Source organism: Terriglobales bacterium, assembly GCA_035937135.1.
Classification (GTDB): domain Bacteria; phylum Acidobacteriota; class Terriglobia; order Terriglobales; family Acidobacteriaceae; genus DASYVL01.
On the sequence record DASYVL010000076.1, the window covers coordinates 1 to 26,791 of the forward strand.

The window sequence follows — 26,791 nt, forward strand, 5'->3', positions numbered from 1 at the left end:
TCCCACAGAAGGCACAGGAATGGACGCAGGAAAGCAAGCAGTTCAGATTTTGGCTCATGGTGAATTGATACAATAGGCAATTCTTGCACGGTGGACCTTTCCTTTCACCGGCAATCAATTGCCTGACTGCATCCTAAGCTGAGTGGATGATTCAGCACGCGGGCCAGTTCAACGCACCGTAGCCGCATGGAAATCAATGTAGGCTTGTGTGGATTCGTGCCTATCCTCGAAGGACCGCGTTTCCTTCGTCTCGCCCCAAAACACTTCATAATTTCGATTGGAGTTGAACGGCGGGTCTATGTAGATCAGGTCAACGCAGGCATCCGGCAGTTTCTTTAGCTGCTCCAGATTGTCCCCGCAGTAGATGACCCGCGTGTCGAGCAGCGATGAGGACTTGCCAGCCATTTTCCTCACCAAATCATACGTTGAAACCTAGGTGTGTCGCGTAAGCTGATTGCCGGAATTGACCTCTTTTATTGCTGGCGGTATCTCTGATAACTAATGTTGAATCAGATACTTGCAAGCAATCCTGCGATTCTCCAATGGTGAAAGTTCGTAGTACGACTTAAATAACAGTCCTAGAATCAATAACTTACAAATACGGCCCGGAAGGGCCAGCCGCGAAGTGCGTCCGAGACGGCATTTGTCGGAATGGTTTTCGTGCCCATTCGGAACCTTGTTCGCGGAACCGCACAGTCATTCAGTTATCGTTTGACGGCTCACGAATCCTCTTCTCCCGCCGTTTTCTTCGCCCGGAGTCGTCTCAGTGATTGAAAGTGGGCGCAGTATTGGCTGCAATACCTCCTCCGGTGCTTAGAAACTAGCTCAAACGGTTTCCGGCAATCGTGTCGGGCACAAAACCTAAACTTCGCACCCCGCAAGTGGTCAACGTAGATCGTCGCCAGAATCGCCGTGAGGCTGTCCTCCGCCAGAATCCCCGCAAAATGCTTTGTGCCCTTCCACCAGAACCTAACCCGAAGGTCCTCATGTAGCTGCAAGGCTCGGACGATCATCCGCGCATCGAAAGTAAGCGAACCTAACCACTTGACCCATTTCGCTGGTGGGCGTCGCAGGAACTCCCTCATTACAAGCTGCCAAGCCTGGAAATCCCTATACTCCCAAAAGCCTTTCCCTTTTCCATACTTCACAGAAAAGAAGCCTGTTTCGTTTAGGAAGCCCAGAAGCTCTTTCTCGGTCCTTAGGCTCAGGAACCGGTCGCGGGCGCTCCACGGGTCAAGGTAGATGCCTTTAAGCCAGTCTCCTGCCTTGGCGTAGAAGCGCATCGGGTTCACGCGCTGCCCGTTCACAATGACCGTGACGTTCTTAGCTGGCCTGATCTTCCACACGCAGGGAGTAGTCCGGAAGGTCACTGTCACCGGAGCTTTTAGAATGGCGGCTGGTCGGGGTTCTGGTGTCTGTGCCATGATTTACCTTTACATTTATACTACAGTTTGCTATACTTATACACTGAAAAAGGGCAACAAGGGAGTCGCCTAGCCTGGATTTGAGTGTCTGTGCCACTATTGTGCTTGACATTTGTACTACAGTTTGCTATAATTATACAATGAAAAAGTGCGACAAGGGGTCGCCCGCGTAGCTTGAATGTACAAGCTCGGGTGGCCTGGGGCAAGAGACTCTCAGTCACCAGCATCCCTGACTGTCGAGTTGCCCGAAGGTAGAAAGCCGGACAAACGGCTCAGTTTGGCTAAATGCAGGGAGTTGATGGGTTCGGGATGCGACCTGTCAGACACGGAGCTTGATAAGCTCTGTGACCAGATGTACGCGATTGCGGACATTCTAACAACTGAGTTTGTGCAACGAATGGGTAAACGCGAAGAACCCGCGAGCGTTCACTAAGTGTTAGGCCCATCCAAAGTCCTGTTAGTTAGTACGGATACGCTGCCTCATAGGTTGGGGCAGCTTATTCCGTGTCAAGCAAAGGGTTCCGAATGACGAAAACAAAAAACTCGCAACCGCGAGGTACACAAGCGGTCATCTACTGCCGCGTCTCTACAAAAGACCAGGTACAGAACCTCAGCTTGCCTACCCAAGAGGCAAGGGCAATTGACCACTGCAACAAGAACGGCTGGCCCGTTGACCAAGTCTTTCGGGATAAGGGCGAGTCGGCCAAGACCATAGACCGCCCCGAATTCTTGAAGATGATTGCCTACTGTAAGAGCAATCGTCACAAAATCGGCTTCGTTGTCGTGCATGACCTGAGCCGCTTCTCCCGCGACATGGCGGACCAAATCGTCGTGATTGCCCAACTTGAAGCAGTCGGAATTAAGTTGCGGTCCGTCATGGAAAATGTGGATGAGACCCCGGCTGGCAACCTCATGCTGAACATCTATGGAGCGTTCAACCAGTTTGACAACGATAGGAAAGCGGAACGTACAAGACTCGGGATGCAACGGTCGGCCACTGTTGGGCGATTCCCCTTCCGTGGGCCACTTGGCTACTTGAACGTCCCTGTTCAAAATGGCCCGAACCTCATTCCTGACCCTGAACGCGCCCCACTCATTACGAAAGCGTTTGAACTATACGCCACGGGAGCGTTGAGCAGACGTGAGGTCTTGCGAAGGGTTACTGCCTTAGGGCTTCGGACTCAGGCTAACCTACCACTCAGCAACCAGACGCTAGAAAGCATACTTCGCAATCCTATCTATGCAGGATGGGTGGTCATACCTTCATGGAGCATGAAGGAGCGCGGCAAGTTTGAACAGCTCATTTCCGAAGAGCTTTTCCAACGTGTTCAGGATGTTTTCGACGGTAGGCGGATCACCGTTGTACCCCACAGCCGCAATCACCAAGACTTCTCACTAAGAGTCTTCATCCGCTGCAAGGCCTGTGGTCAACCACTAACGGGAAGTTCGTCCAAAGGTCGCAACAAGCACTACCCCTATTACCACTGTCGAAATGGAAAGTGTAAGTCGGTCAAGATACGGAAGGAGAAGCTAGAAGCCCAGTTTGTCGCGTTGTTGCACAGGCTAGAGCCAAAAGAGTCCTGTCTCCGCCTGTTCTGTGAGGTCGTAACGAACGTTTGGAATCAAAAACAGTCTGACGCGCAGGAGATGGTAAGGGCTATTACTCAAAAGCTGGCAAAACTAACCGGACGCAAGCAACGACTCATAGACTTACTGCTGGAAAGCCGCATTGACCAGAACACGTATGAGGAACAGATTAGGAGACTGAAGGCTGAGATAGAGAACGCAGAGGCAGAGCTACGAGAAGCTGCTTCTGAGGACTTAGACATTGCGGCTGTCTTGGCCTTTGCCAAGAAGCTCTTAAAGAACCCCGCCGAGCTTTGGTCGAGAGCATCGCTCGATCAAAGACAGCGTTTGCAGAAGGTGTTCTTCCCTCAAGGACTCACCTTTTCTGGCGATTCATTTGGAACCGAGCAAACTACCTCTCTTTTCAGATTCTTAGAGACGTTTGAACCTGAAAAGGTAAGGTTGGCGTCCCCGACGGGATTCGAACCCGTGTTACCGCCGTGAAAGGGCGATGTCCTAGGCCGGGCTAGACGACGGGGACCGCAGTGCAAGGCAGGAAGCGCGCACTCAAATCTTAGCAGAAGGCAGCGAACCAAGTCAGTCCCGGGATGGAGTTCGTCAGGCGCCTAGAGAGGCGAGGGCGCTGGCTTCACTCTCGTGAAATTCCAGCAGCTGGTCGACGTTGGTGAGCTTCAGCGCCTGGCGGACCACCCCGCCGGCGCCTGCGATCCTTAGTTTTCCGCCATGTGCGAGCACCGCAGCGTGGCAGCGGACCAGGCTGCCGATGCCCGAGGAATCGATGAGCGGCACCTTGGCCAGGTTCACCACTACGTTGCGCGATCCGGCCGCCAGGGCGTCCGACCAGCCGGTGCGGAAGTCGTCCACCGCCGGGCCCAGGCCCAGCTTGCCTTCCAGATCGAAGATGACGACGTTCCCCTGCTTGCGCGTGGCCATGCTCATGGCAGATGAGTCTCCCTCTCAATCATTTTGTCCTTCCCATTTCTGCCTTCAGCTGCTCCCCGGCGGCGGCCTGGGCGGCGGCCAGGCGCGCGGTCAGCACGCGGAAGGGCGAGCAGGAGACGTAGTTCAATCCGATCATGTGGCAGAACTCGACGGAGGAAGGCTCGCCGCCGTGCTCGCCGCAGATGCCGACCTTGAGTTTGGGATTGGTCTTGCGCCCGCGCTCCACCGCCCAGCGCAGCAGTTGCCCTACGCCCTCGCGGTCGAGCACGGCGAAGGGGTCCTGCTTGAGCAAGCCCTGCTCCAGGTAGGCGGGGAGGAACTTGTTGATGTCGTCGCGGGAGAAGCCGTAGGCGGTCTGGGTGAGGTCGTTGGTGCCGAAGGAGAAGAACTCCGCCACCTTGGCAATCTCGTCCGCCACCAGCGCCGCGCGCGGCAGCTCGATCATGGTGCCCACCAGGTAAGGGACCTTCGTCTCTTTCTCGGCGAAGACCTCTTCCGCCACGCGGCGGACGATGGCCTCCTGATGCGACATCTCCTTCACCATGCTCACCAGCGGGATCATGACCTCGGGGTGCACTTTCCCGCCTTCCTTCGTGACAATGACTGCGGCCTCGAAGATGGCACGCACCTGCATCTCCGAGATCTCGGGATAGGTGATGCCCAGGCGGCAGCCGCGGTGCCCGAGCATGGGATTGAATTCGTGCAGCTCCTCCACGCGGCGCAGCAGGGTGCGCAGCTCGCGCAGCTTGGGCGAGCGGGGTTTGGTCAGCTCCAGCTGCGCGATCTCGACCATCAAGTCTTCGCGCCGGGGCAGGAACTCGTGCAGCGGAGGGTCGAGCAGCCGGATGGTGACCGGGAAGCCGTCCATGGCGCGGAAGACGCCGACGAAATCGGCGCGCTGCATGGGCAGCAGGCTGCGCAGGGCGCGCCGGCGGTCTTTTTCCGTGGAGGCCAGGATCATGACGCGCATGTGCGCGATGCGGTCCGAGGCGAAGAACATGTGCTCGGTGCGGCACAGGCCGATGCCCTCGGCGCCGAAGGCGCGCGCCTGGATGGCGTCGCGGGGGATGTCGGCGTTGGCCCGCACTCCCATCTTGCGGAAGGGCTCCGACCAGGACATGAATTTCTTGAGCTCCGGATCGTCCGGGGAGGCAGGCACGGTACCAAGCCGCCCCTTGATGACGCGCCCAGTGGTGCCGTCGAGTGAGATCCAGTCGCCTTCCTTGAAGACCTGGCCCTTGACGCGCATCTCGCGCGCCTTGTCGTCCACCTCGATGTCGCCGGCGCCGGCCACGCAGCACTTGCCCATGCCGCGCGTGACCACGGCGGCATGGCTGGTCATGCCGCCGCGTGAGGTCAGGATGCCCGCCGCCACCTCCATGCCATGGATGTCCTCGGGCGTGGTCTCGGCGCGCACCAGGATCACCGGATTCTTCTTGTCGTGGCCGGCCTGGACCACCGCCTCGTCGGCGGTGAAGACGATCTGCCCTACCGCCGCGCCCGGGGAAGCCGGCAGGCCCGTGGCCAGCACTTCCACCTTGGTCTTTTTCTCGTCCAGACGGGGCACCAGGAAGTCGTAGAGCTGGTTGGGATCCACGCGGAAGATGGCCTCTTCCTTGTTGATGAGCCCTTCTTCCACCATGTCGATGGCGATGCGTACTGCGGCCAGTCCGGTGCGCTTGCCGTTGCGCGTCTGCAGCATGTACAGGCGCTCGTCCTGGATGGTGAACTCGAAGTCCTGCACGTCGCGGTAGTGCTTTTCCAGGCGCGTGGTGATCTCGCGCAACTGGCGGTAGACACTCGGCATGACCTTTTCCAGCTGGGAGATGGGCACGGGCGTGCGGATGCCGGCCACCACGTCCTCGCCCTGGGCGTTCATCAGGAACTCACCGAAGAATTCTTTGGTGCCGTTGGAGGGGTTGCGGGTGAAGCCCACACCGGTCCCGCTGGTCTCACCCAGGTTGCCGAAGACCATGGCCTGCACGTTGACCCCGGTGCCCAGGTCGTCGGAAATGTTGTTCATGCGGCGGTAATGGCGGGCGCGGTCGTTGTCCCAGGAGCGGAAGACGGCGTCGCGCGCCAGCATGAGCTGCTCCAGCGGATTCTGCGGGAAGTCGCGCTTGGTGTGCTTCTTCACCACCTTCTTGTATTCCTCGATTACTTCCTTCAGCGCCTTGGCGTCGAGCTCGGTGTCGAGCTTCGCCTTGCGCTGTTTTTTCTTGGCGTCGAAGACCTCGTCGAAGGCCGCCTTGGGAATGTCAAGCACCACGTTGCCGAACATCTGGATGAGCCGGCGGTAGGAGTCGGCGGCGAAGCGCGGGTTCTTCGAGCGCTTGGCTAGCGCCTCCACGCTCTGGTCGTTCAAGCCGAGGTTCAGGATGGTGTCCATCATCCCCGGCATGGAAAACTTCGCGCCGGAACGCACGCTCACCAGCAACGGATTCTCGCCCACTCCCAGCTTCTGCTTTTGTAGTTCCTGCAGGCGGTCGAGCGCGCCGCGCATCTGGTGGTCCACTTCGGGCGAGAGCTTGCCGCCCGTCTTCATGTATTCGCGGCAGGCGTCGGTCTGGATGGTGAAGCCCGGAGGCACGGGCAGGCCGGCGTTGGTCATCTCGGCCAGGCCGGCGCCCTTGCCGCCCAGCTCATCCTTCATCTTGCCGTTGCCCTCGGCCTTGCCGCCGCCGAAGAAGTACACGTACTTGGTGGCCGAGGTTTCTGGCGTCTCCGTCTCGGGAAGCGTCTGCGTGCTCATAAGTCCTCTCAGGAAGTCTTGCCTTCGGTTACGATCTCGGAAAAATCGGCGATGGTGGAGAAGTCGCCCAGAAGCTTTTCGAGCAGCGCCAGGCGGTTGGCGCGCAAGTGTTCGTCCTCCACCATCACCATCACCTTGTCGAAGAAGGCGTCGATGAGCGGGCGGAGCTTGGAGATCTCGCTCAGGGCCTTGGCATATTCCTTCTTCTCCCGCAGGTTCGCGACGCGCAGCGCGGTCACCTGCATGCGTGCCGCCAGTGCCTTCTCCGCGTCCTCCTTGAGGGCATCCGGATCCAGCGTGTGCGCCGGCTTCTTCCCTGCCTCCGCGGCTTGGCGCAGGATGTTCTTCATGCGCTTGAAAGAGCTGGAAATGGCCTCAAAATCAGGGGATTCCCGCACTCCCGCCACGGCCTGGGCGCGGGCCAGCGCGTCCACTACGTCGTCCCCGCCGGCCGCCAGCGTGGCCGCCACCACATCGTAGGCCAGTCCGCAGGTGTCGCGCAGATAGAACTCCACCCGTTCGCGCAGGAAGTCGAGGATGGCATCGGCGCGGTGGTGTCCTTTGAACTTCTTTTCCGCCTCCGAACCCTTGTAGCACTCGAGCGCCGCTTCGAAGATCCGCCGCAGGCTGAGCAGCAGCTTGCGCTCGGCGATGGTCTTTACAATGCCGTTCGCCTGGCGGCGCAACGCGAACGGGTCCCTCGATCCGGTGGGCAGGTTCCCCAGGGCGAACATCCCCGCGATGGAATCCGCCTTGTCAGCGATGGAGAGCACTGCACCCTCGAGAGTGCGTGGCGCTTCCTCTTCCATGGACTCCGGTTTGTAGTGATCGTAGATAGCATCCCCGACCGCCGCCGCGTGCTTCTGCGCCTTCGCGTACAGTCCGCCGACGATGCCCTGCAGTTCGGTGAACTCTTTCACCAGTTCCGTGGTGAGGTCGGTCTTGGCCAGCCACGCCGCCTCGTGCACCGCGTTGCGGTTCAGCTTCACGCCCGCGCTTGAGAGGTCGGCGGACAGTTCGTCAGCCAGCGCGGCCACACGCTCCGCCTTGGCGTGATAGCTGCCCAGGTCTTTTTGGAAGGTGACGGCCTTCAGCATTTCGACGCGTTGCTTGAGCGGGATCTTCTGGTCGGTCTCCCAGAAGAAGCGGGCGTCGTTGAAGCGCGCGCGCAGCACGCGCTCGTTGCCGTGACGGATCAGGCCGTCGGGATCGCCGTCGGTGTTGAGCACCGCAAGGAAGTGCGGCGCGAGTTTGCCGCCGGCGTCGTCCACGGCGAAGTATTTCTGGTGGTCGCGCATGACGGTTACCAGGACTTCCTCGGGCAGCGCCAGGAATTCGCGGTCGAAGTTGCCCAGCACCGCGGAAGGAAACTCCGTCAGGTTCACGACGGCAGAGAGCAGTGCCGCGTCTTCGCGCCAGCGCGCGCCCGGGACCGAGCGCGTCAGTTCGTCGAGCGCTTTGCGGATTCTCTGCTCGCGCTCTTTGGAGTCGGCGATCACGCATACGCCGGCCAGCGCGTCCTTATATTGCGCGGGAGTTGAGATGGCGGCTGCGCCATCCGACAGAATGCGATGTCCGGCAGACTTCGCTCCGGCGCGCACGCCCGCGAACTCCAGCGGCACAACCTCGCCATCGAGCAATGCCACCAGCCAGCGCACCGGTCGGACGAACCTTTCCGGCGCGCCCGCGCGCCAGTACATCGCCTTGGGCCAGTGCAGGCCCTTGATTACCTCGGGCAGCGCCTCCGCAAGGACCTGCGCCGCGCTTCTGCCCTTGATGACCACCTTCGCGGCCAGGTATTCCCCCTTCGGGGTCGTGATCCGCTCCAGGGCGTTGACGTCCACTCCTGCTTTCTTGGCGAAGGCGTGCGCCGCCGGAGTGGGAGAGCCGTTCTTAAACCCAATACTCACGGCTGGCCCTGTAAGTTGCTGATTCACATCCGTTTGCCATACCAGGAGTCCGCTGCATAAAACCGCGAGACGGCGCGGTGTGGAGTAGGTGGCGGTCTTGGTGGTCCCCGGGTCGAGCTTCTGATCCACCAGCAGCTTGGCCACGCGGGCGCCCAGCACCGCTTCCGCTTCCGCCAGCATGCGGGCGGGAATCTCTTCGCAACCGATCTCGAGCAAGAAGTCCATTATTAGATCCGACACCCTGGGGCTGAAGCCCCAGGGTGTCAACAAATCAGACCGCCTTCGCTTCTCCCGGGTTCAGGTAAGCCTTAGCCACTCCCACGGCCAGGTTCCGTATGCGCGCGATCACGCCCACGCGCTCCGTCACGGAGATGGCGCCGCGCGAATCCAGGATATTGAACAGGTGCGAGCACTTCAGGCAGAGGTCGAAGGCCGCAAGAACCGCGTTCCCACCCAACAGCGCCTTGCACTCGGCCTCATAAAGGCGAAGATGCTCCCAGGTTTTTTCCACGTCGGCGGATTCGAAGTTGTAGATGGAGAACTGCTTTTCCTCGGCGTGGCGGACGTCGCCGTACTTCACCCCCGGCGCCCACGCGATGTCATAGACCGAATCCACGTCCTGGAGGAAGGCCGCGATGCGCTCCAGTCCGTACGTCAATTCCGCCGAGATGGGGTCGAGGTCCACGCCGCCGCACTGCTGGAAGTAGGTGAACTGCGTGATCTCCAGTCCGTCGAGCATCACCTGCCATCCGATGCCCCAGGCGCCGAGCGTGGGCGACTCCCAGTTGTCTTCTTCGAACTTGATGTCGTGCTTGCGCAGATCGATGCCCACGGCGGTGAGCGATTCCAGATACAGCTGCTGCACATTCTCCGGCGGCGGCTTCAGGATGACCTGCAACTGCGTGTGCTTGTAGAGACGATTGGGATTGTCGCCATAGCGTCCGTCCGCCGGACGCCGCGAAGGCTGCACGTAGGCGACGCTGTAGGCCTTGGGCCCGAGCACGCGCAGAAAAGTTTCCGGCGCCATGGTCCCCGCGCCGACCTCGAGGTCATAGGGCTGCTGCAGAATGCAGCCGTGCTCCGCCCAGAAGCTCTGGAGCTGAAGGATCAGTTCCTGAAATGTGAGCGGATTGGCGATTGATCTCGGCAATGGCTTGTTGCTTGTCGCTTACTCTAGCTTTTCCAGCATGGTCCCCGTCACCAGCTTCTTCTCCAGATGCAGCTCGATGCGCTGCGCCAGGAACTTGCGCAACTCGGCGGCGCGCGGGCGCGGCCAGGGCGCGCCCGCAAACTGCTCGATGGGCGCGCGGAACATCTCCGCCGCCAGCGTCCGCGATTCCTTCGACATCTCCGCGGACGCCAGGCGCTTGTCGGCGGCGCACATCAGGCCGTCGGCCAGCGGGTGAAAATACGCCCGGTGACCGTTGAGCGCCGTGCCACAGGCGGTGCATACGCCCAATTCCGGCAACAGGCCCGTCAGCCGCACGACCCACAAATCGAAGTACGTCAGCGGCATCCAGATAGCCCCTGCGCGCAGCTGGCCGAGCACGGAGAGCGCCAGCCGGAACATGGCGTCGTTCGCCTCGCGCTCCGGCAGCAACTGCTCCAGCACTTCGGCCACGTAACCCAGCGCCACCGCCCGCGGATAATCCACGCGGTCGGCCAGGGGCGACTCCAGCACCTCGCAGGAGTCCACCCGCGCCAGCTCCTGCCGCTCGCGGTCCTCGTACCAGACGCGCACGTAGGTCAGCGGCTCGAGCGCGCCTCCAAAGCGCCGCTTGGACTTCTTGGCGGCGCGCGCCACCCCCCGCACCTTGCCCTCCGCCCGGGTAAAGAAGGCGACCAGCAGGTCGGACTCACGCAGCGGATAGCTGCGCAGCACAATCGCCTCCGACTGCTTGAGTGGCATGAACTTTACCGGGAACTGCGGTCGCCATCGAGGACGAAGTGCGATTGTATCGGATGCAGTAGTCAGTAGCCAGTCGCCGGTGGTCAGCGGAAAAAACGAAGGCGCAGCCGGGAAGGCTGCGCCCAGAAAATCCACGTGCCGCGCTAGCGGCCGAAGTACTTGGCGTTGCGTTCGGTGAAGGCCTTCCACTTTTCCGGCAGGTCGTCGAGGGCGAAGATGGCCGAGACCGGACAGACGGGCACGCAGGCGCCGCAGTCAATGCACTCCACCGGATCGATGTACAGCATCTCCTCGGTGGCGAACTTCTCCGCGTCCTTCTTGGGGTGGATGCAATCCACCGGACAGGCGTCCACGCAGGCCGTGTCCTTGGTGCCGATGCAGGGTTCCGCGATCACATAAGCCATAAACTTGGGTTCTCCATCATTGCCGGGATTAAGAGCTGCCTGCCAACCTTAAATAATACACAAACGGACGGTGCGTAAGGAAATTGAGGCGTCTAGCGGACGGCGGCGAGTTCGCGGGTTTCAGACGGTTCATACTCGACGATCCGGCCGGCGACGGCGCTCGCGGCCACGGTCAGCGGGCTGGCCAGGTACATCTGCCCGGGGCCGCTGCGGCCGGGGAAATTACGGTTCTGGGCGCTGATCACCACCTGGTCCGGCCGGGTACTGACGCCCGGCCCGGCATTGATGCAGGCGCCGCAACTGGGTTCAAGGACGATGGCCCCCGCCTTCTGGAAGACCTCCAGATAGCCCTGGCGGATGCAGTACTCGCGCGTTTCCTGTGAGCCGAACTGGATGTAGAACTTCACCGATGGAGCGATGCGCTTGCCCTGGCGCAGGGCGTCGGCCAGGACGCGGGCATACATATCCATGTCCTCATTCTTGCCCGCGGTGCAGGTGCCGCCATAAGCGATCTCGACCGGCACTGGCGTGGGGAGGTCACGGACGAACTTGCCGTTCCCCGGATCGCCGGGCGTGGCCACCATGGGTGTGAGCTCGTTGGCGTCGAGTTCGATGACCTCGGCATACTCGGCGCCGGGATCGCTCGCCAACCCTTCCATCATCTTCTTAACTTCAGCGCGGTCCAAGCCGCGGCGCTCGACCAGGAAGTCCACGGCTTTCGCGTCCGGCGCGACGATCCCGGTGAAGCCGCCGATCTCGGCGGCCATGTTGGTCATGGTGGCGCGCTCGTCCACGCTCAACTCTTCGATGGCCTCGCCCGCGTACTCGATGATCTTGGCCAGCGCCTTGCCGCTGCGCACGTAGTCGAGCGCCAGGATGGCGAGGATGAAGTCCTTGGCGGCGACGTTCGCCCGACGTTTGCCGCGCACCACAACCTTCACCGACTCCGGCACTTTCACGCGCACGTCCTTGGTGATCCACGCGTTGAAGACGTCCGTGGTCCCGATGCCGAAGGCGACGCAGCCGATGGCGCCCACGTGCGGCGTGTGCGAATCCGACCCGACGTTCAACTGTCCCGGCAGCGCGTAGCTTTCAAGCACGATCGAATGGCAGATGCCCTCCGCGCCCTTGCGGTCGGTGAGCTCCCCGTGCAGCTTAATGCCCTGCTTCTTGGCGAAGGTCTCCTGCTTCAGCTTGAGCTGCGTAGCCAGGTCGAGCAGCCCCATCTTCTTCTTTTCTTCGGAGAGCACCTCGTCGAGAAACGTCAGATGGTCGCGGAAGAAGAGGATGCTGCCGGGATCGTTGACCGGCGCTTCCTTGCCCACAAAGTGCTCGAAAAAAATGGAGGCCATGGGGGTGACGTACTCGTGCGAGAAGCGCAGGTCGGCGCGGGCAAAGCCGGTGTCGCCGGGCTTCACATAGGGCACGCCGACTTCGCCCTTCTCGCTGATCATGTGCCGGGCAAAGATCTTTTCTGCCAGGGTCATGGGCCGCTTGGCGGTCTGGATGGGCGGCAGGAAGACCTTGCCTTGCAGGCGCGCCACGTTGAAGGGGAAGAGCCCGCCGTGCTCGATCACCTGGCGCGTGATGTCGTCCTCGCCCTGGGTAAACTCGGAGAGCGGGATCTCTTCGCCCTTGCGGATCTTGTCGATCAGGCCGAAGTCGGTCGAGGTCAGCACGCCCAAGTTCTGGCAGTTCTGCTTGTAGATGCGCTCGATGTTCTCGGCGATGACCAGTTGAATCCCGGCACAGCGCTCGGCGTAGGGCGACTGCTCGCGGCTGGACCCCTTGCCGCGCCGCTTGCCCGAGACCGCTGCCACGAACCCGCCTCTCTTAACATCTCCGCGCGTTATGGGCACTTCCGACCCGCACTTCAGGCCGGTGTAGGGGAACTCCCCCAGAGTCTCGTCGAAGAAGAAGCAGATGTGCGCGGGGGTGATCTCGTCGGTGGAGATGTCGTCGCGCAGCTTGGGATTCGCCGCCGGATTCTTCGTGTCCCAGGGCAGGTCTTCCCCGGCAAGCTGGCGCTGGATGAGCGCCGGGTCTTCGGTCAGGAAGAGCATGCGGCCCTGGAGCCGCACGCCGTCCGGGCGCTTCTCGATCTTCCGGTCCAGTAAAGGATTCCCCACACCTTGATTCTAGCAAACGGATTCGGCGGGATTCCGGGAAAGCAAGTTGAGGCCGCTTCCCTGCTCTCGCCTCTTCTGGTAGCTTGGTCGGTCGCATCTCCACCCACCCTGCATCGAGGAGAACCGAATTGAGCCGACCCCTGCTTCGTGCCGCCGCGTGTTTCGTGTTGCTCTCGTTGTTCGCCAGCGCTCAAACCCAGTCGCCTGCCGCCCCGCCCGACCCGGCGCTGGCCAAGAAGCAGGAAGCAATCGCGCTCATCGAGAAGCAGCGCGCGCCGCTCATCCAGGTGAGCGATGAGATCTGGGGATTCGCTGAGACCGCGCTGCGCGAGAAGCGCTCGGCCAAGACCATGTCCGACTATGCCGAGCAGCAGGGCTTCAAAGTCGAGCGCGGCGTGGCCGATATGCCTACGGCCTTCATCGCCAGCTACGGCGAGGGCCGTCCCATCATCGGCATCCTGGGCGAGTACGACGCGCTGCCGGGAATCTCGCAGAAGGTCTCATCGGCGAAGGAGCCGCTGGTCGCGGGCGCTCCGGGACACGGCTGCGGGCACAACCTGCTGGGCACGGCCAGCATGGGCGCGGCGGTGGCCATCAAGGAGATGATCGCCGCCGGCAAGCTGAAGGGCACCATCCGCTACTACGGGACGCCGGCGGAAGAAGCCATCGGCGGCAAGGTGTACATGGTCCGCGCCGGCCTGTTCAAGGACGTGGACATCATCCTCGCGTGGCATCCCGCGACCAAGAACCAGGTGGACACGGCCGGCGGGCAGGCCATGGTGGACACCATCGTCGAGTTCCACGGCAAAGCCGCGCACGCCGCCTTCGATCCCTGGAACGGGCGCAGCGCGCTGGAAGGCCTGGAGGCGCTCACCCATGGGTTGGACATGATGCGCCAGCACATCCAGCCCACGGCGCGCATCCATTTTGTCATCGTCAAAGGTGGCGACGTTCCCAACGTCGTCCCCGAGTACGCCAAGCTCTGGCTGTGGCTGCGCGACACCAAGCGTGAGCGCGTGGACGACATGCTAGCGCGCGTGAAGCGCATGACCGAGGGCGCCGGGCTGATGGCCGGTGTGCAAGCGAAGCTCACCGTGCAGGCGGGAGACTACGAGCGCCTGGTCAACATGACCGGCGAACGCCTGCTCTACTCCAACATGACCTGGCTGGGCCCCATCGAGTTCACCGAAGAAGAGCAGACGTTTGCCAAGCAGATCCAGACCAACACCGGCGTTCCCACCAAGGGCCTGCTGGGCCAGATCCAGCCGTTCGATCCCAACCCGCCGCCCGAGGGCGGCTCCACCGACGTGGGCGACGTCAGTTGGAACGTGCCGACGCTGCACTTCTCCATCACCACCGCCGCCGAGGGCGCGCCCTGGCATGGCTGGCCCGTGGTCGCAACTTCAGGAATGTCCATCGGCCACAAGGGCATGATGTATGCCTCCAAGATTCTGGCCGCGACCGCGGTGGATCTGTTCGAGAAGCCGGAGGTCAGGGAGGCCATCAAGAAGGAGTTCGCGGATCAGACCAAGGGCTTGGTATACAAGCCATTCATCCCTGACGGCCCGCCGCCGGTGCCCAAGGACTAGTCCGACGGGGCCGGACGCTAGAGTTTCCTGGTTTTCGCGTACTCGAGCGGACTCGGCAGCTCTTCCAGGTCGCGGCCTTCGAAGATGGCCTGGAATTCCGCAAGCAGCGCGGGATGCAGGAGACCGTTCGAGGCGCAGACCTCGCGGCTGCTGATTTGGAACGGCTGACCGCGGAAGTCCGAGACCTTGCCTCCGGCCTCTTCCGCGATCAGCACCCCGGCGGCGGTGTCCCAGGGATTGAGGTTGAACTCCCAGAAGGCGTCGAAGCGCCCGCAGGCGACGTAGCAGAGATCGAGCGCGGCCGAGCCCGCGCGCCGCACTCCGTGCGTCCGCAGCGTGATCTGGTGGTAGAAGTGGATGTTGGGGTTTTTGTGGCGCTTGTGGCTGGGAAAGCCGGTGGCCACCAGGCTCTCCGCCAGATTCCCAATCTTCGAGACGTGAATGGCCTTGCCGTTCAGGAACGCCCCGCTTCCCTTCTCCGCGGAAAACAGCTCATCGCGCGTAGGATCGTAGACCACGCCGGCGATGCGCTCGCCCTTGTGCTCGAGTCCCAGGGAGACGCAGAAGACGGGAAAGCTGTGGGCGAAGTTGGTGGTGCCATCGAGCGGATCCACGTACCAGCGATGGTCGCTGCCCGCCTCTGAGCCTCCGCCCTCCTCTGCCAGCACGTTGTGCTTAGGCCAGCGCGCGCGGATGCGCTCCAGGATCAGCTTCTCCGAGGCGCGGTCGGCCTCGGTCACCAGGTCCACCTCGCCCTTGTATTCGATCTTCACCCGCTTGGCGAAGTACCCCATGAGCAAGCAGCCGGCCTCGCGCGCGATCTCTGCCATGGCGGGAACGAATCTGAGCCGCTTTGCGGGCGTGAGGCCGCCTCGGCGGCCGGGAGCCCGCAGGCGAAGTCCTGAGCGCAGCGAAGGATCTCGGACCATCAGTGCCCTTCCCCTTGCTCGGCGATATAGAGGATGTCGTGCTTATAGATGAAGAGGTTGGGCGCGCCCTCGCGGGTGAGGCGGATCATCTTCTGGTCGTAGTACTCGACCCAGCCGCGCACGGTCTCGCCGGTGGCCAGCTTGACGGCCACGGGAGTGCGGTTCTGGCCCAGCTCCTTGAGATAGGCAGCCTCGGCGAAGGTCTCGTCGGGAGGAGCGGCCCGGCCGTTTCCTCCGCGGAACTCGGAGCGATCGCTACGCAGCGCCATGCCGAGATTCTACACGCCGCCGTGTCTGCGCCTTCTAGTGGGCCTGGGAAGTGTAGTAGCCGCTCCGATGCCGCACCTGGAGCACCGGCGTCTCGCTGACTGGACGCGCCTGCGCGGTCGAGGGCGGATGCTTCACCGTCACCTCGATGTGGCGAAAGTCGGACTCGGAAAGGCGGCGGGTGGGATAGTAGGCCAGCATGTACTGGGTACGCAGCTCGTCGGAGATCTGGCGGAAAGCCTGGTCGAGGCGGGGAATGTCGGAGGCGTAGTAATACTTTCCGCCGGTGTCGGCGGAGATCTGGATGAGAGCGTGCTCCCCGCCGGTATTGCGCCCGGCGCTGGCCTCGATGGGAACGATGATGATGCTGTAGACGATGGCCTCCGACTGCTGCGCCGCGCGCACTGCCTCCGCGTACTTCACTTTGCTGGTGGTGTCGCCGCCATCGGTGATCACCACCATCACCTTTCGTCCCTGGCGGTCCTCCAGCGTCTGGCTTCCCAGGTAGAGCGCGTCATAGAGCGCGGTGCCGAAGCTGGGGCGCAGGCGGTCGATCCCGCCGTCAATGCGCGCCCGGTCGGAGGTGAACGGCACCAGCTCCCGCACCGTCTCCTTGAACTCGTACAGGGAGAGCGCATCCCCGGGGCGCAGGATGGAGTGCACGAAGCGCCGCGCCGACTCCAGCTCCAGCTTCAGGTCCTTGCGGGTGCTCAGGCTGGTGTCCACGGCCAGCACGATGGAAAGCGGCAGGCCGGACTCGCGGTCGAAAACGGCGATCTTCTGCGGCTCGCCGTCCTCGAAGATCTGGAAGTCTTCCTTCTTCAGGTCGGCGACCGGGGCGCCGTGCTCGTCCACCACCGTGGCGAAGACGTTCACCAGCTTCACGTTGACTTTGAGGGTCTCCTGCTGCTCCTGGACCCTGACTTGGGAAACGACACCCGCGGCACAGAGGAGCAGGAAAAGGCAGGCGGCAAATCTTTTCATGGACGGCCCGTTCCCTTAGATGCAATACGGCGGGAGGTGGAGGGCGCGCCGGTGGGGATTTCCGCGGGAAAAGGCTCGCCGTCGGCCCACACGGCGCCATCCTCGAAATACTCCTTCTTCCAGATGGGGACGGTGCGCTTCAGGGTGTCAATGAGGAAGCGGCAGGCATCGAAGGCGGCGGCTCGGTGCTCGGAGAAGACGGCGAGGAAGACGCTGCTCTCGCCGATCTCCAGCCGCCCCAGGCGGTGGACCAGCGCCACATTGCGGATGGCGAAGCGCTCCAGGGCTTCGGCGGCCAGGGCTCGCATCTGCTTCAGCGCCATCTCCTCGTAGGCCTCGTATTCCAGATAGAGGGTGCGGCGGCCGCGCGAGTGGTGGCGCACGATGCCATCGAACATCACGATCGCGCCGTCCTCGGGCTTCTCCAGCGGCGGCACGATCTGGTGCGGGTCGATCTTCTCGCACACGATTTCGACCAGCGGTCCCATTGTCTCGAACGGCCGCGGCGCGCCGCCGCTCACCGGCGGCAGCAGCGCTACTTCGTCATCCTCTTTCAGCCGCGCTGCGGGAGAGGCGTACTCCTGGTTGAGGGAGATTGCCGTCGAGGGCAAAAAGTCCTTCAGTCGCGGAATCTTCTTTTCGTAGTGGGCGAGCAGGTCGGCGAGGGTCGCCTCCTCGGCCAGGGTCACTGAGTCGGTGGCGCTGCCGGCCACATCCTTGAGCTGCCCGAAGAAGAGGACGCGGACGTTCACGAATCTAAGGATACATCGCAGGAGATGCCTGCACGGCTGCCCACGGGTCACGGGTCAAAGACCCGTGCCTACACCATACGTGGCAACGACTACGTAGGCCCGGCTCTTTGAGCCGGGCACTCACCTCTCAAACGGGGCGCATGCCCGCGCCCGCTCCTGCCTCGGGACTGCGGCGCGAGCTGCGGGGCGACGGGCCTTCCTTGCCTTTGGCCGCGGGCGGCGGCAGCGCGATGGCCAGCACCTCGTCGAAGGTATTGACGTAGTGGACGGTCAGGCCCTGGAGCTGTTCCGGGGTGATGTCCTCTTCCACGTTCATCTTGTTCTCGGCGGGGAGGATGACGTCGCGCACCCCAGCCTGCTTCGCCGCCAGCACCTTCTCCTTGATGCCGCCCACCGGCAGCACGTTCCCACTGAGGGTGATCTCTCCGGTCATGGCGGTGAAGGGCCGCACCGGCCGGTCGGTAAGCAGCGAGGCCAGGGCGGTGGCCATGGCCACGCCCGCCGAGGGGCCGTCCTTGGGGATGGCGCCCGCGGGCACGTGCATGTGCAGGTCGTGGCTCTTGAAGAAGTCCTCGGAGATGCCCAGCTTCTGCGCGTTCGAGCGCACCCAGGTGAGCGCCGCTTGCATGGACTCCTGCATCACCTGGCCGATCTGCCCGGTCATGGTGAAGCCCTTGTTCCCCTTCATCTTGTTGGCCTCGATGAACAGGATGTCGCCGCCCGCCGGGGTCCAGGCCAGGCCCACGGAGACGCCCGCGCGCCTGGTGCGCTCGGCCACCTCGGTCTCCACCCGCACCTTGATTCCGCCCAGGAACTCCTGCACCACTTCCTTGGTGACCACCAGTTTTTCGACTTTGGCGTCCGGCGATCCCAGCCCTTCGGCCAGGCGCCGCGCGCGCTTGCGGCACACGGTTCCCAGGTCGCGCTCCAGTTGGCGCACGCCGGCCTCGCGCGTGTAGTGCCGGATGATGTGCCGCACCGCCCCTTCCGGGAACTCGATGTGCTCGGCGGCGATGCCGTTCTCCTCGATCTGCCGCGGGATCAGATAGCGGAAGGCGATGGGCACCTTCTCGTCCTCGGTGTAGCCCTGCAGCTCGATGATCTCCATGCGGTCGCGCAGCGGGTCCGGGATAGGATCGAGAACGTTGGCGGTGGTGATGAACAGCACCTTCGACAGGTCGAAGGGGACGTCGAGGTAGTTATCGCGGAAGCTGTTGTTCTGCTCCGGGTCCAGGGTCTCGAGCAGGGCGGAGGAGGGGTCGCCGCGGAAATCGCGGCCCAGCTTGTCCACCTCGTCCAGCATGAACACGGGGTCGTTCGTCTCGGCGCGGCGGATGCCCTGGATGATTTGTCCGGGCAGCGCCCCGATGTAGGTGCGGCGATGGCCGCGGATCTCGGCTTCGTCGTGCACCCCGCCCAGCGAGAGGCGCACGAACTTCCGCCCCAACGCCCGGGCGATCGACTTCCCCAGCGAGGTCTTGCCCACACCCGGCGGCCCCACGAAGCACAGGATGGGTCCTTTCATCGTGGGCTTCAGCCGCCGCACGGAAAGGTAGTCGAGGATGCGATCCTTCACCTTCTGCAGGTCGTAGTGGTCGGCGTCCAGCACCTCTTTGGCTTTGAGGATATCCACCTCGGAACCCGAGGACTTGGCCCAGGGCAGCACCGCCAGCCACTCGATGTAGGTGCGGGTGACGGAGTAGTCGGCGGCCATGGGAGAAATGCGCGAGAGGCGCGTCAGTTCCTTCACCGCCTCTTTCTTCACTTCCTCGGGCATGCCCGAGGCTTCGATCTTCTGGCGCAACTCCTCGACGTCGCGCTGGCTTTCATCCTGTTCGCCCAGCTCCTTCTGGATGGCCTTCATCTGCTCGCGCAGGTAGTACTCGCGCTGCGACTGCTGCACCTGGTCCTGCACCTCGGACTGGATCTTGTTGCGCAACTGCGTCACCTCCAGCTCCTTGGCGAGGTGGCGGTTCACGGTACGCAGGCGCACCTGCACGTCCGAGGTCTCCAGGATCTCCTGCTTGTCGCGCGTGGGCAGCGAGGGCAGCGAGGAGGCGATAAAGTCCACCAGGCGGCCGGGCTCGTCGATGTTCATGGCCACGGTCTGCAACTCGTCGGAGAGCGTGGGCGAGCCGTTGACGATCTGTTGGAAGAGCGTGGTCACGTTGCGCTGCAGGGCCTCTACCTCCGGCGATTTTTCGGCTGCCACCTCCGGCACCGGCGCCACCAGCGCCCGCATGTAAGGGTGAAACTGCGTGAACTCCGTCAAACGCACCCGCTCCAGGCCTTCGGTGAAGATGAACAGGCTCTGGTTGGGCATCTTCACCACTTTGTGGACGATGGCCACGCTGCCGATGCTGTAGAGGTCGGTGGGCTGGGGCGCGTCCACGCGTGCATCGCGCTGCGCCACCACCAGGATGGTCTTGTCCTCGCCCAGGGAGTTGATCAGGTCCACGGAGCTCTCCCGGCCCACGGTCAGCGGCAAAACCGCGTGCGGGAACAGCACGGTGTCCCGCACCGGCAGCACCGGCAACGCGCCCCGCACCGCTTTCTCGTTGCTCTCCGGCATTCCTGTTTCCCTTTCCTTCGTTGTACTTAGCTCTCTTGCCACAGCGCTTCCCCGAGTAATGGATGAGCCTGGAGCACGAAAAGATGCAAAGGCCCCTGCTGACGCGATTTCGCCTCAGGGTGAAGCGGGGCGGATTGTAGCGGATGCGCCCGCGCGCGGCAATCGGCTTCGGTGATTACTCAGCGGCAGCGAATGAGCAGGTTCCCGGTTTGGTCCAAGCGGAAGCGCATCCCCGGCGGGATCACGGTGGTGGCGCTGTACTCGACGACGACCGCGGGGCCGGCGTAGCAGCGCCGGGGATCGAGTTGCGAGCGCTCGTAGATGGCCGCGCTCCGGCTCTTCCCATCGAACCACACCGGCGGCCGCCCCAGCCCTAAGGCGCGCGGGGGAGGGTCGGCGAATATTCGCTCCGGCGACATCCGCAAGCCGGGCATCGCCGGCGACGGGATGGCGGCGCGCAGCCGCACCGTCACAATCTCCACCTCGCGCTGCGGATGACTGTAGCCATAGCGGCGGCGGTGCTGGGCGTGAAAGTCCTCTAGCAGGCGCGGCGTCAGCGGAACGTTCAGCTCGTATCCCTGGCCGCGGTAGCGCAGGTCGGCGCTGCGCTGAAACGCGATGTCTCCCGGCCAGCGTTCGCGCGCGAAGTCGTGGCGAGCGGCGCGCTCCAGCTCCGCGAACTCCGCCTCCAACCGCTTCTGCGGAAGTTTTCCGGAGACCGTCCACAGCACCGTCCGCGAGTAGTGCTTGACCACGTCGCTCCTCAGGATGCCGAGCGCCGAAAGCGCTCCCGGCAGCGCCGGCACCAGGACGCGCGGGATGCCCAGGGCGCGGGCCAGCTCGCAGGCGTGCATGGCACCCGCGCCGCCGAAGGCGACCAGCGTGAAGTCACGAGGGTCGTAGCCGCGCTCGATGGAGACCACGCGGATGGCCTTCTCCATGCCGGCATTGACCATGCGCACCACTCCCGCCGCGAACTGCTCCAGCGAAAGCCGCGAATGGTTTCGCCGCAGCCATTTCTCGACCGTGCGGCGGGTGCGGGCCGTATCCAGTTTGAAGCTGCCTCCCAGAAAGCGCTCAGGCCGCAGGCGTCCCAACAACAGATTGGCGTCGGTGACCGTGGGCTCGAGGCCGCGGCCGTAGCAGATGGGTCCGGGATCGGCGCCGGCGGATTCCGGCCCCACGCGCAGGGCCCCAGCCGCGTCGAAGCGCGCGACGGAGCCTCCACCCGCGCCCACCGTGTGGATGTCCAGCATGGGCACGCGTACCGGCAGGCCGGCCACTTCCGATTCGTTGCTCGCTGCCGGCTCGCCCTCCACCAAGGCCACGTCGGTCGAGGTCCCGCCCATGTCGAAGGAAATGATGCGGTCGAAGCCGCTCGAGCGCGCCATCGCCGCCGCTCCCATCACTCCCCCGGCGGGGCCGGAGAGCAGCGTCCGCACCGGCTCGCGCGCTGCCGATGCCAGCGAAGTGATGCCGCCGCTCGACTGCATCACGAAGATGCCGGCGCTCCTGCGGGCACTCGCCCCCTTCCGAATCCGGCGCTCCAGGTTCCCCAGATAGCGTTCGAGGATGGGCTGCAGGTAGGCGTTCACCACCACCGTGCTGGTGCGTTCGTACTCGCGGAATTCGGGAAGGATGATGTGCGAGATTGAAATCGGCAAGCGTAACCGGCGAAGCGCCGTCGCTACCGCGCGCTCGTTCTCCGGATTGGCAAAGGAGAACAGGAGCGACACGGCCAGCGCCTGCGGGCGCCGGCGCGCGATCTCGCGGGCCAACTCCTTCAGCGCTGCCGGATCCGGGCGCGCGAGGATTCCACCCTCCGCGTCGGTGCGTTCGCGAACGCCAAAGCGCAACTCCGCAGGAACCAAAGGCGGCACGCGATCGAAGAAAAAGTCGTAGAGCCGGGGGCGCGCCTGGCGCCCGATCTCGATGGCGTCTTCGAATCCTTCGGTGGTCACCAGCGCCACGCGCGCGCCCTTGCGCTCCAGCAACGTGTTCGTCCCCACCGTGGTGCCATGCAGCAGGAGCAGCTTCGCTCGCGGCAGTCCGGTTTTCGCAATGGCGCCGGCGATGGCGCGCGAGGGGTCGGCGGGAGTGGAGAAGACCTTGAGCATCCGCACCCGGCCGCCTTCGATCCACACGCAGTCGGTGAAGGTGCCGCCGGTGTCGATCGCGACTCGCAGGGTTGGCGAAGCGGGAGCCATTTCAGACAGGCAGGATTCCAGCCACGCCGGCGATGCCGGCGGCCAGGCAGAGCGCGCCGCTCAACAGGAAGGCGGCACGCGCAGGCGTGAACCAGCCGCCCGGTGCGGGCGCATCCGCCGGGCGCTCCAGGCGGCTGAGGGCCCGGCCGGCGACCAGGCCATAGGCCAGCATTCCCGCGACGATCCCGGCGGAAAATATCCCGACCCTCAGGAAAGAGATCAGCGCGGTCTGCGCCAGGGCTGCGGGAACAACCGCCAGCAGCGATCGCGCGCCGCTGAGCGCGAACAGGCCACCCAGGGTTGCAGCCAGCTTGCCGTGCGCGTGCCGGTGCTGGCGAGCGCCGAGAAGATGTGCGTGCAAGTGGCGATGCGCGCCGCCCGCGTGCTGGTGGGGATGCGAATGCACGGTCAGCCGCCCGCTGGCCAGTGCCAGCAGCATGGCGGCGCCACTTATCAGAAGCAGCCACGCGGTCGCCAGCTCGAATCCCCGCTCCCACGCCGCCGGCATCGAGACGCGCAGGAAGTGGGTGGCTAGGCCAGCCACCGCCAGGACGGCGGCGTGTCCCAGAGCGAAACGGGTGCAGAAGAAGAGCAGGCGGCGGGAACCGGCGCCGCTGGCGGCGTTGAGCGCGGTGATGGCGGCCAGGTGGTCCGGGCCCAGACCGTGCAGCACTCCCGCGAGGAAGATCATCGCCAGCAGCATGCGTGCAGTTTCTTTCGCGAAGAAAAATTTCGCGGATTGTAGCACGCCGTTTCCGCCGAGATGCCTGTCAGGGCGTCTCCTGCACCAGCTTCTTTCCCAAAAGCAGCGCGTCGGTCCGGTCGTTGTAGTAGCGCGGGATGGTGGCCAGCGTGGCGTAGCCCTGGCGGTGATAGAAGGCGATGGCGGCGGCGTTGTCCACCGCCACCTCCAGCAGGATGGAGGAGCATCCCACTGCGCGCAAGCGTTCTTCGGCAGCGGCCATGAGCTTCGACCCCAGCCCCGTGCGCCGCGCCTGAGCGCGAACGTCCAAGGTAATGATGTGGCCCACCTTGCGCCCGCCGCGCTCGGCCACGATGTAGCCGGCGATCTTGCCCTCGCGCTCCGCCACCACGGTCAGCGAGCTTTGCCGGCGGATGTAGCCCGCCAGCTCGGTGCGCGAGTAAGCCAGCTCCGTGGAAAAGCACTCCTGGTCGAGCTGCCACAGCGTCTCGAAGTCAGCGGAACGCTGGTCGCGCAGGGTGAACTCCACGGCGGATTGGCTCCTGCCGCTCACGAGACGGTGTGCTTGAGCTGGCCGCAAGCGGCAAAGATGTCGCGTCCGCGGGGCCGGCGGACGAAGGTGGGAACGCCGGCGCTGATCAGGATCTGCTGAAAATCAGTGACGCGGGAGTCGGCGGGCGTGCCGAACTCCACTCCCGGGCCAGGATTCAGGGCGATCAGGTTCACCTTGGCGCGCAGGCCGCGGATCAGCTCCGCCAGCTCGCGCGCCTGCTCCGGCGAGTCGTTCACGCCGTCCAGCAGGACGTACTCGAAGGTCAGGCGCTCGCGGCTGCGCAGCGGGAAAGCGCGGGCCGCGGCCAGCAGCGCCTCCAGGTCCCATTTGCGGTTGATAGGCATCAGCCGGGTACGCAACTCGTCGTTGGGCGCGTTGAGCGAGATGGCTAGCTTGGGACGGACCGTTTCCCTTCCCAATTCCTCGATGCGGGGCGCGACGCCCACGGTCGAAACCGTCATGCGGGATTCGGCGAAGCCCACGCCCTCCACCAGCAGCCGCACCGCCTTGATGAAGTTCTCATAATTCAGGAATGGCTCGCCCATGCCCATGAAGACCAGGTTCACTCGGCGGCGCTCGAGCGCAACCCCTTGATCGCTGAGCACCGCCAAGACCTGCCCGACGATCTCTCCCGCGCTCAGGTTGCGCTGCAAGCCCAAGAGTGCCGTGAGGCAGAAGTGGCAGTCCACCGCGCAGCCCGCCTGGCTGGAGACGCAGATCGTAGCCCGCTCCCTCGGCTGGGATCGCGATCCCTCATGCGTGCTCGCCTCGCTGCCATCGCCCGCCTCCCCGTCGTCACCCTCCGGCATCCAGACGGTTTCCACGCTTTGCCCGTCGGCGAAGCCCATCAGATAGCGGACCGTCCCGTCCTGCGACTGAAACTTTTTCTCGATCCGGGGCAGTCCGACGGAAAACGACTGCTGCGCCATCGAACTGCGGAACGCCGCCGGCAGGGTGAGAATCTCCTCCAGCCCCGCTACCCGCTGGCGGTAGAGGGCGTCAAAGAGCTGGCGGGCGCGGTAGCCGGGCTCTCCCGCCAGCTCGACCAGGCCGGTCAGCTCCGCCAGGTCGAGCCCTAAAAGTTCGAGTTGTCCGGCTTGTCGCATACATCTAATATCCCACAGGGGAGTCCCATCGGGGCGCCAGGGAGATTCTAGTCCAGGGTGCGCTGGTGGGTGGGGGCAACCTCCCGTAACGTATTGATTACACTGCCCTAATGCCCGGTGACGGGGCGTTACCTATGTGTAACAATCCTAGCCCCTGAAGGCAAGGGTAAGAGAAGACAGATGACGGCTGAGGAAATCCGCAACATCCGGCGCCAGACGCTGCCCAACGGGCTGACCATCCTGACGGAGGAGATGCAGCACGTGCGCTCGGTCTCCATCGGGGTGTGGGTGAAGAGCGGGTCGCGGCACGAGGAGGCGGAGGCCAACGGCATCTCCCACTTCGTGGAGCACATGGTGTTCAAGGGGACCACCACGCGCAGCGCCGCCGACATCGCTCGGCAGATCGACTCCATCGGCGGCAACATGGACGCCTTCACCTCCAAGGAGTACATCTGCTTTAACGCCAAGGTGCTGGACGAGCACCTGCCCATCGCGCTGGACGTGGTGAGCGACATGGTTCTGAACCCCGTCTTCGACTCCCAGGAAATCACCCGCGAGCGCGGGGTGGTGCTGGAAGAGATCAAGATGGACGAGGACAACCCCGACTACCTGGTGCACGAGATCTTCACCCAGAACTTCTGGCGCGACCATCCCCTGGGCCAGCCCATCCTGGGGACCAAGGAGACCGTGCGGCGCTTCGAGCAGCCCCTGCTGCGCGAGTATTACCAGAAGGCCTTCAACCCTGGGAACCTGATCGTCTCAGTCGCCGGGCATCTCGATCACCAGCAGCTGGTGGAGCTGGTTTCGCAGCGTTTCGAGCACCTGAAGCCGGCGCGCAACGGCTTTCACCAGGTCGCCCCCAAGACTTCGTCGCGCATCATCCTGCGCAACAAGCGAGAGCTGGAGCAGGTGCAGATCTGCATAGGCGTGCCCTCGCTCCACATCGCCGACTGCAGGCGCTACGCTTCCGCGGTGCTGAACACGCTGCTGGGCGGCGGCATGAGCTCGCGGCTCTTCCAGAACATCCGCGAGCGCCAGGGCCTGGCCTACGCCATCTTCAGCGAGCTCAGTCCCTATCGCGATACCGGCTGCCTCTCGGTGTACGCCGGGACCTCGCTGGAATCCACGACCCGGGTGGTGGAGTCAGTCATGGGCGAGTTCCGGGAGCTCAAGGCCAACCCCATCCCCGAGGACGAGGTGCGCCGCGCCAAGGACCAGCTCAAAGGCAGCTTGATGCTCGGCCTCGAGTCCACCACCGCCCGCATGTCCAACCTGGCGCGCCAGGAGATGTACTTCGACCGCTTCTTCGGACTGGACGAGATCCTGGATGGGATCGAGAGCGTCACCGCAGAAGACCTCCAGGGCCTGGCCCAGGAGTTTTTTCGCCCCGAAGCCGTGGCGGTCACCGTCCTGGGAAGCTTGGAAGACCTCAAAATTACTCGCGAGCAGCTCGTCTGCTAGGGGATCCCCTCCCCGCGAGGTGGACAGATTTTGTGTTGAAAAGTGACAAACTTTGTCAGTCAATTTACAAAGACCATGGGAAATGTCTGGTGGCGGCTCCCAATATTCAGAGCAATTCGGCTGCATCTGTTGACAGTAATAGACTTAGATTGATGAATAACAGAATTGTGGAAATCAGTGCGGTTGGCCCGGAAAGTGCTGCTATCAGTATGTCAAAGGGCTTCTACCTGAAAACCGAGACTTCTGTAACAACTCTAGAGAGGGAAAAACTATATGAGGAAACAAAAAGGTTTCTCACTGATTGAGTTGCTGATCGTGGTCGCGATCATTCTGATCATCGCCGCGATTGCCATCCCGAACCTGCTCCGTGCGCGTATTTCCGCGAACGAGGCTTCGGCGGTGGGCTCGATCCGCACCATCAACACCTCGCAAGTTACCTATTCCACCAACTATCCCAACGTCGGCTTTGCCAACACGTTGGCGGCGCTGGGCGGGGCGACTCCTTGCACCGCAAGTGCGGCCACAGCCTGCTTGATTGACGAGGTCCTGGCCGGGAAGCCTAACCAGAAGAGCGGCTATGGTTTCACACTGGCCGGCTTCAGCGGCTCGCT

General features: G+C 63.4%; 21 protein-coding genes and 1 tRNA gene. 3 read left to right on the forward strand and 19 right to left on the reverse strand.

All coding sequences use genetic code 11. The features are described from left to right. Positions 1-168: 168 nt before the first annotated feature. The 10 genes from VGQ94_04865 to VGQ94_04910 form a co-directional block, all read right to left on the reverse strand. Positions 169-405 (reverse strand): hypothetical protein, encoded by a 237-nt coding sequence (locus VGQ94_04865; protein ID HEV2021839.1) that lies wholly within the window; start codon positions 403-405, stop codon positions 169-171. Between the two features lie 314 nt (positions 406-719). Beyond that, positions 720-1,424 (reverse strand): hypothetical protein, encoded by a 705-nt coding sequence (locus tag VGQ94_04870; protein ID HEV2021840.1) that lies wholly within the window; start codon positions 1,422-1,424, stop codon positions 720-722. Between the two features lie 2,029 nt (positions 1,425-3,453). Continuing rightward, positions 3,454-3,531: transfer RNA gene (locus tag VGQ94_04875), tRNA-Glu, on the reverse strand. 77 nt (positions 3,532-3,608) lie between these two features. Continuing rightward, complete coding sequence (locus VGQ94_04880; protein HEV2021841.1) at positions 3,609-3,950, reverse strand: STAS domain-containing protein; 342 nt, start codon at positions 3,948-3,950, stop codon at positions 3,609-3,611. A 22-nt stretch (positions 3,951-3,972) separates the two neighbouring features. After that, positions 3,973-6,705: a pyruvate, phosphate dikinase gene (gene ppdK, locus VGQ94_04885; protein ID HEV2021842.1), complete on the reverse strand. Its 2,733-nt coding sequence runs from the start codon at positions 6,703-6,705 to the stop codon at positions 3,973-3,975. Positions 6,706-6,713: 8 nt separating this feature from the next. Then, on the reverse strand, positions 6,714-8,840 hold the full coding sequence (glyS, locus tag VGQ94_04890) for a glycine--tRNA ligase subunit beta (GenBank protein HEV2021843.1): 2,127 nt from the start codon (positions 8,838-8,840) through the stop codon (positions 6,714-6,716). A 46-nt stretch (positions 8,841-8,886) separates the two neighbouring features. After that, positions 8,887-9,765, reverse strand: a complete 879-nt coding sequence (locus VGQ94_04895) for a glycine--tRNA ligase subunit alpha (GenBank protein HEV2021844.1) — start codon at positions 9,763-9,765, stop codon at positions 8,887-8,889. A gap of 18 nt (positions 9,766-9,783) precedes the next feature. Next, the gene (gene recO / locus VGQ94_04900; GenBank protein HEV2021845.1) at positions 9,784-10,524 is read right to left on the reverse strand and encodes a DNA repair protein RecO; all 741 of its coding nucleotides are present in this window, start codon (positions 10,522-10,524) and stop codon (positions 9,784-9,786) included. Positions 10,525-10,667: 143 nt separating this feature from the next. Next, on the reverse strand, positions 10,668-10,928 hold the full coding sequence (locus tag VGQ94_04905) for a ferredoxin family protein (protein ID HEV2021846.1): 261 nt from the start codon (positions 10,926-10,928) through the stop codon (positions 10,668-10,670). Between the two features lie 92 nt (positions 10,929-11,020). Beyond that, complete coding sequence (locus VGQ94_04910; GenBank protein HEV2021847.1) at positions 11,021-13,057, reverse strand: aconitase family protein; 2,037 nt, start codon at positions 13,055-13,057, stop codon at positions 11,021-11,023. Positions 13,058-13,185: 128 nt separating this feature from the next. Between VGQ94_04910 and VGQ94_04915 the strand changes: the two genes are divergently transcribed. Further along, positions 13,186-14,646 (forward strand): amidohydrolase, encoded by a 1,461-nt coding sequence (locus tag VGQ94_04915; GenBank protein HEV2021848.1) that lies wholly within the window; start codon positions 13,186-13,188, stop codon positions 14,644-14,646. A 17-nt stretch (positions 14,647-14,663) separates the two neighbouring features. Here VGQ94_04915 and VGQ94_04920 read toward each other — a convergent pair whose 3' ends face one another. From VGQ94_04920 to rlmN, 9 genes are all read right to left on the reverse strand, one after another. Further along, positions 14,664-15,476, reverse strand: a complete 813-nt coding sequence (locus VGQ94_04920; protein HEV2021849.1) for an inositol monophosphatase family protein — start codon at positions 15,474-15,476, stop codon at positions 14,664-14,666. Positions 15,477-15,574: 98 nt separating this feature from the next. Beyond that, complete coding sequence (locus VGQ94_04925; GenBank protein HEV2021850.1) at positions 15,575-15,844, reverse strand: RNA chaperone Hfq; 270 nt, start codon at positions 15,842-15,844, stop codon at positions 15,575-15,577. Between the two features lie 34 nt (positions 15,845-15,878). After that, the gene (locus tag VGQ94_04930) at positions 15,879-16,826 is read right to left on the reverse strand and encodes a VWA domain-containing protein (GenBank protein HEV2021851.1); all 948 of its coding nucleotides are present in this window, start codon (positions 16,824-16,826) and stop codon (positions 15,879-15,881) included. Beyond that, positions 16,823-17,578, reverse strand: a complete 756-nt coding sequence (locus VGQ94_04935; GenBank protein ID HEV2021852.1) for a molybdenum cofactor biosynthesis protein MoaE — start codon at positions 17,576-17,578, stop codon at positions 16,823-16,825. The genes VGQ94_04930 and VGQ94_04935 overlap by 4 nt, the downstream gene beginning before the upstream one ends. 127 nt (positions 17,579-17,705) lie before the next feature. Further along, on the reverse strand, positions 17,706-20,150 hold the full coding sequence (lon, locus tag VGQ94_04940) for an endopeptidase La (protein HEV2021853.1): 2,445 nt from the start codon (positions 20,148-20,150) through the stop codon (positions 17,706-17,708). 179 nt (positions 20,151-20,329) lie between these two features. Beyond that, a complete protein-coding gene (locus tag VGQ94_04945) occupies positions 20,330-22,357 on the reverse strand; it encodes a hydantoinase/oxoprolinase family protein (GenBank protein ID HEV2021854.1) in 2,028 nt (675 codons plus the stop codon). A 1-nt stretch (position 22,358) separates the two neighbouring features. After that, positions 22,359-23,060 (reverse strand): hypothetical protein, encoded by a 702-nt coding sequence (locus VGQ94_04950; protein HEV2021855.1) that lies wholly within the window; start codon positions 23,058-23,060, stop codon positions 22,359-22,361. Positions 23,061-23,127: 67 nt separating this feature from the next. Beyond that, complete coding sequence (locus tag VGQ94_04955; protein HEV2021856.1) at positions 23,128-23,613, reverse strand: N-acetyltransferase; 486 nt, start codon at positions 23,611-23,613, stop codon at positions 23,128-23,130. Then, positions 23,610-24,719, reverse strand: a complete 1,110-nt coding sequence (gene rlmN / locus VGQ94_04960; protein HEV2021857.1) for a 23S rRNA (adenine(2503)-C(2))-methyltransferase RlmN — start codon at positions 24,717-24,719, stop codon at positions 23,610-23,612. The genes VGQ94_04955 and rlmN overlap by 4 nt, the downstream gene beginning before the upstream one ends. A 180-nt stretch (positions 24,720-24,899) precedes the next feature. Here rlmN and VGQ94_04965 point away from each other — a divergent pair, with 180 nt between their 5' ends. Both VGQ94_04965 and VGQ94_04970 read left to right on the forward strand, forming a co-directional pair. Then, positions 24,900-26,180: a pitrilysin family protein gene (locus VGQ94_04965; GenBank protein ID HEV2021858.1), complete on the forward strand. Its 1,281-nt coding sequence runs from the start codon at positions 24,900-24,902 to the stop codon at positions 26,178-26,180. A gap of 273 nt (positions 26,181-26,453) precedes the next feature. Beyond that, a partial coding sequence (locus tag VGQ94_04970; protein ID HEV2021859.1) for a prepilin-type N-terminal cleavage/methylation domain-containing protein occupies positions 26,454-26,791 on the forward strand: 338 nt, incomplete at its 3' end.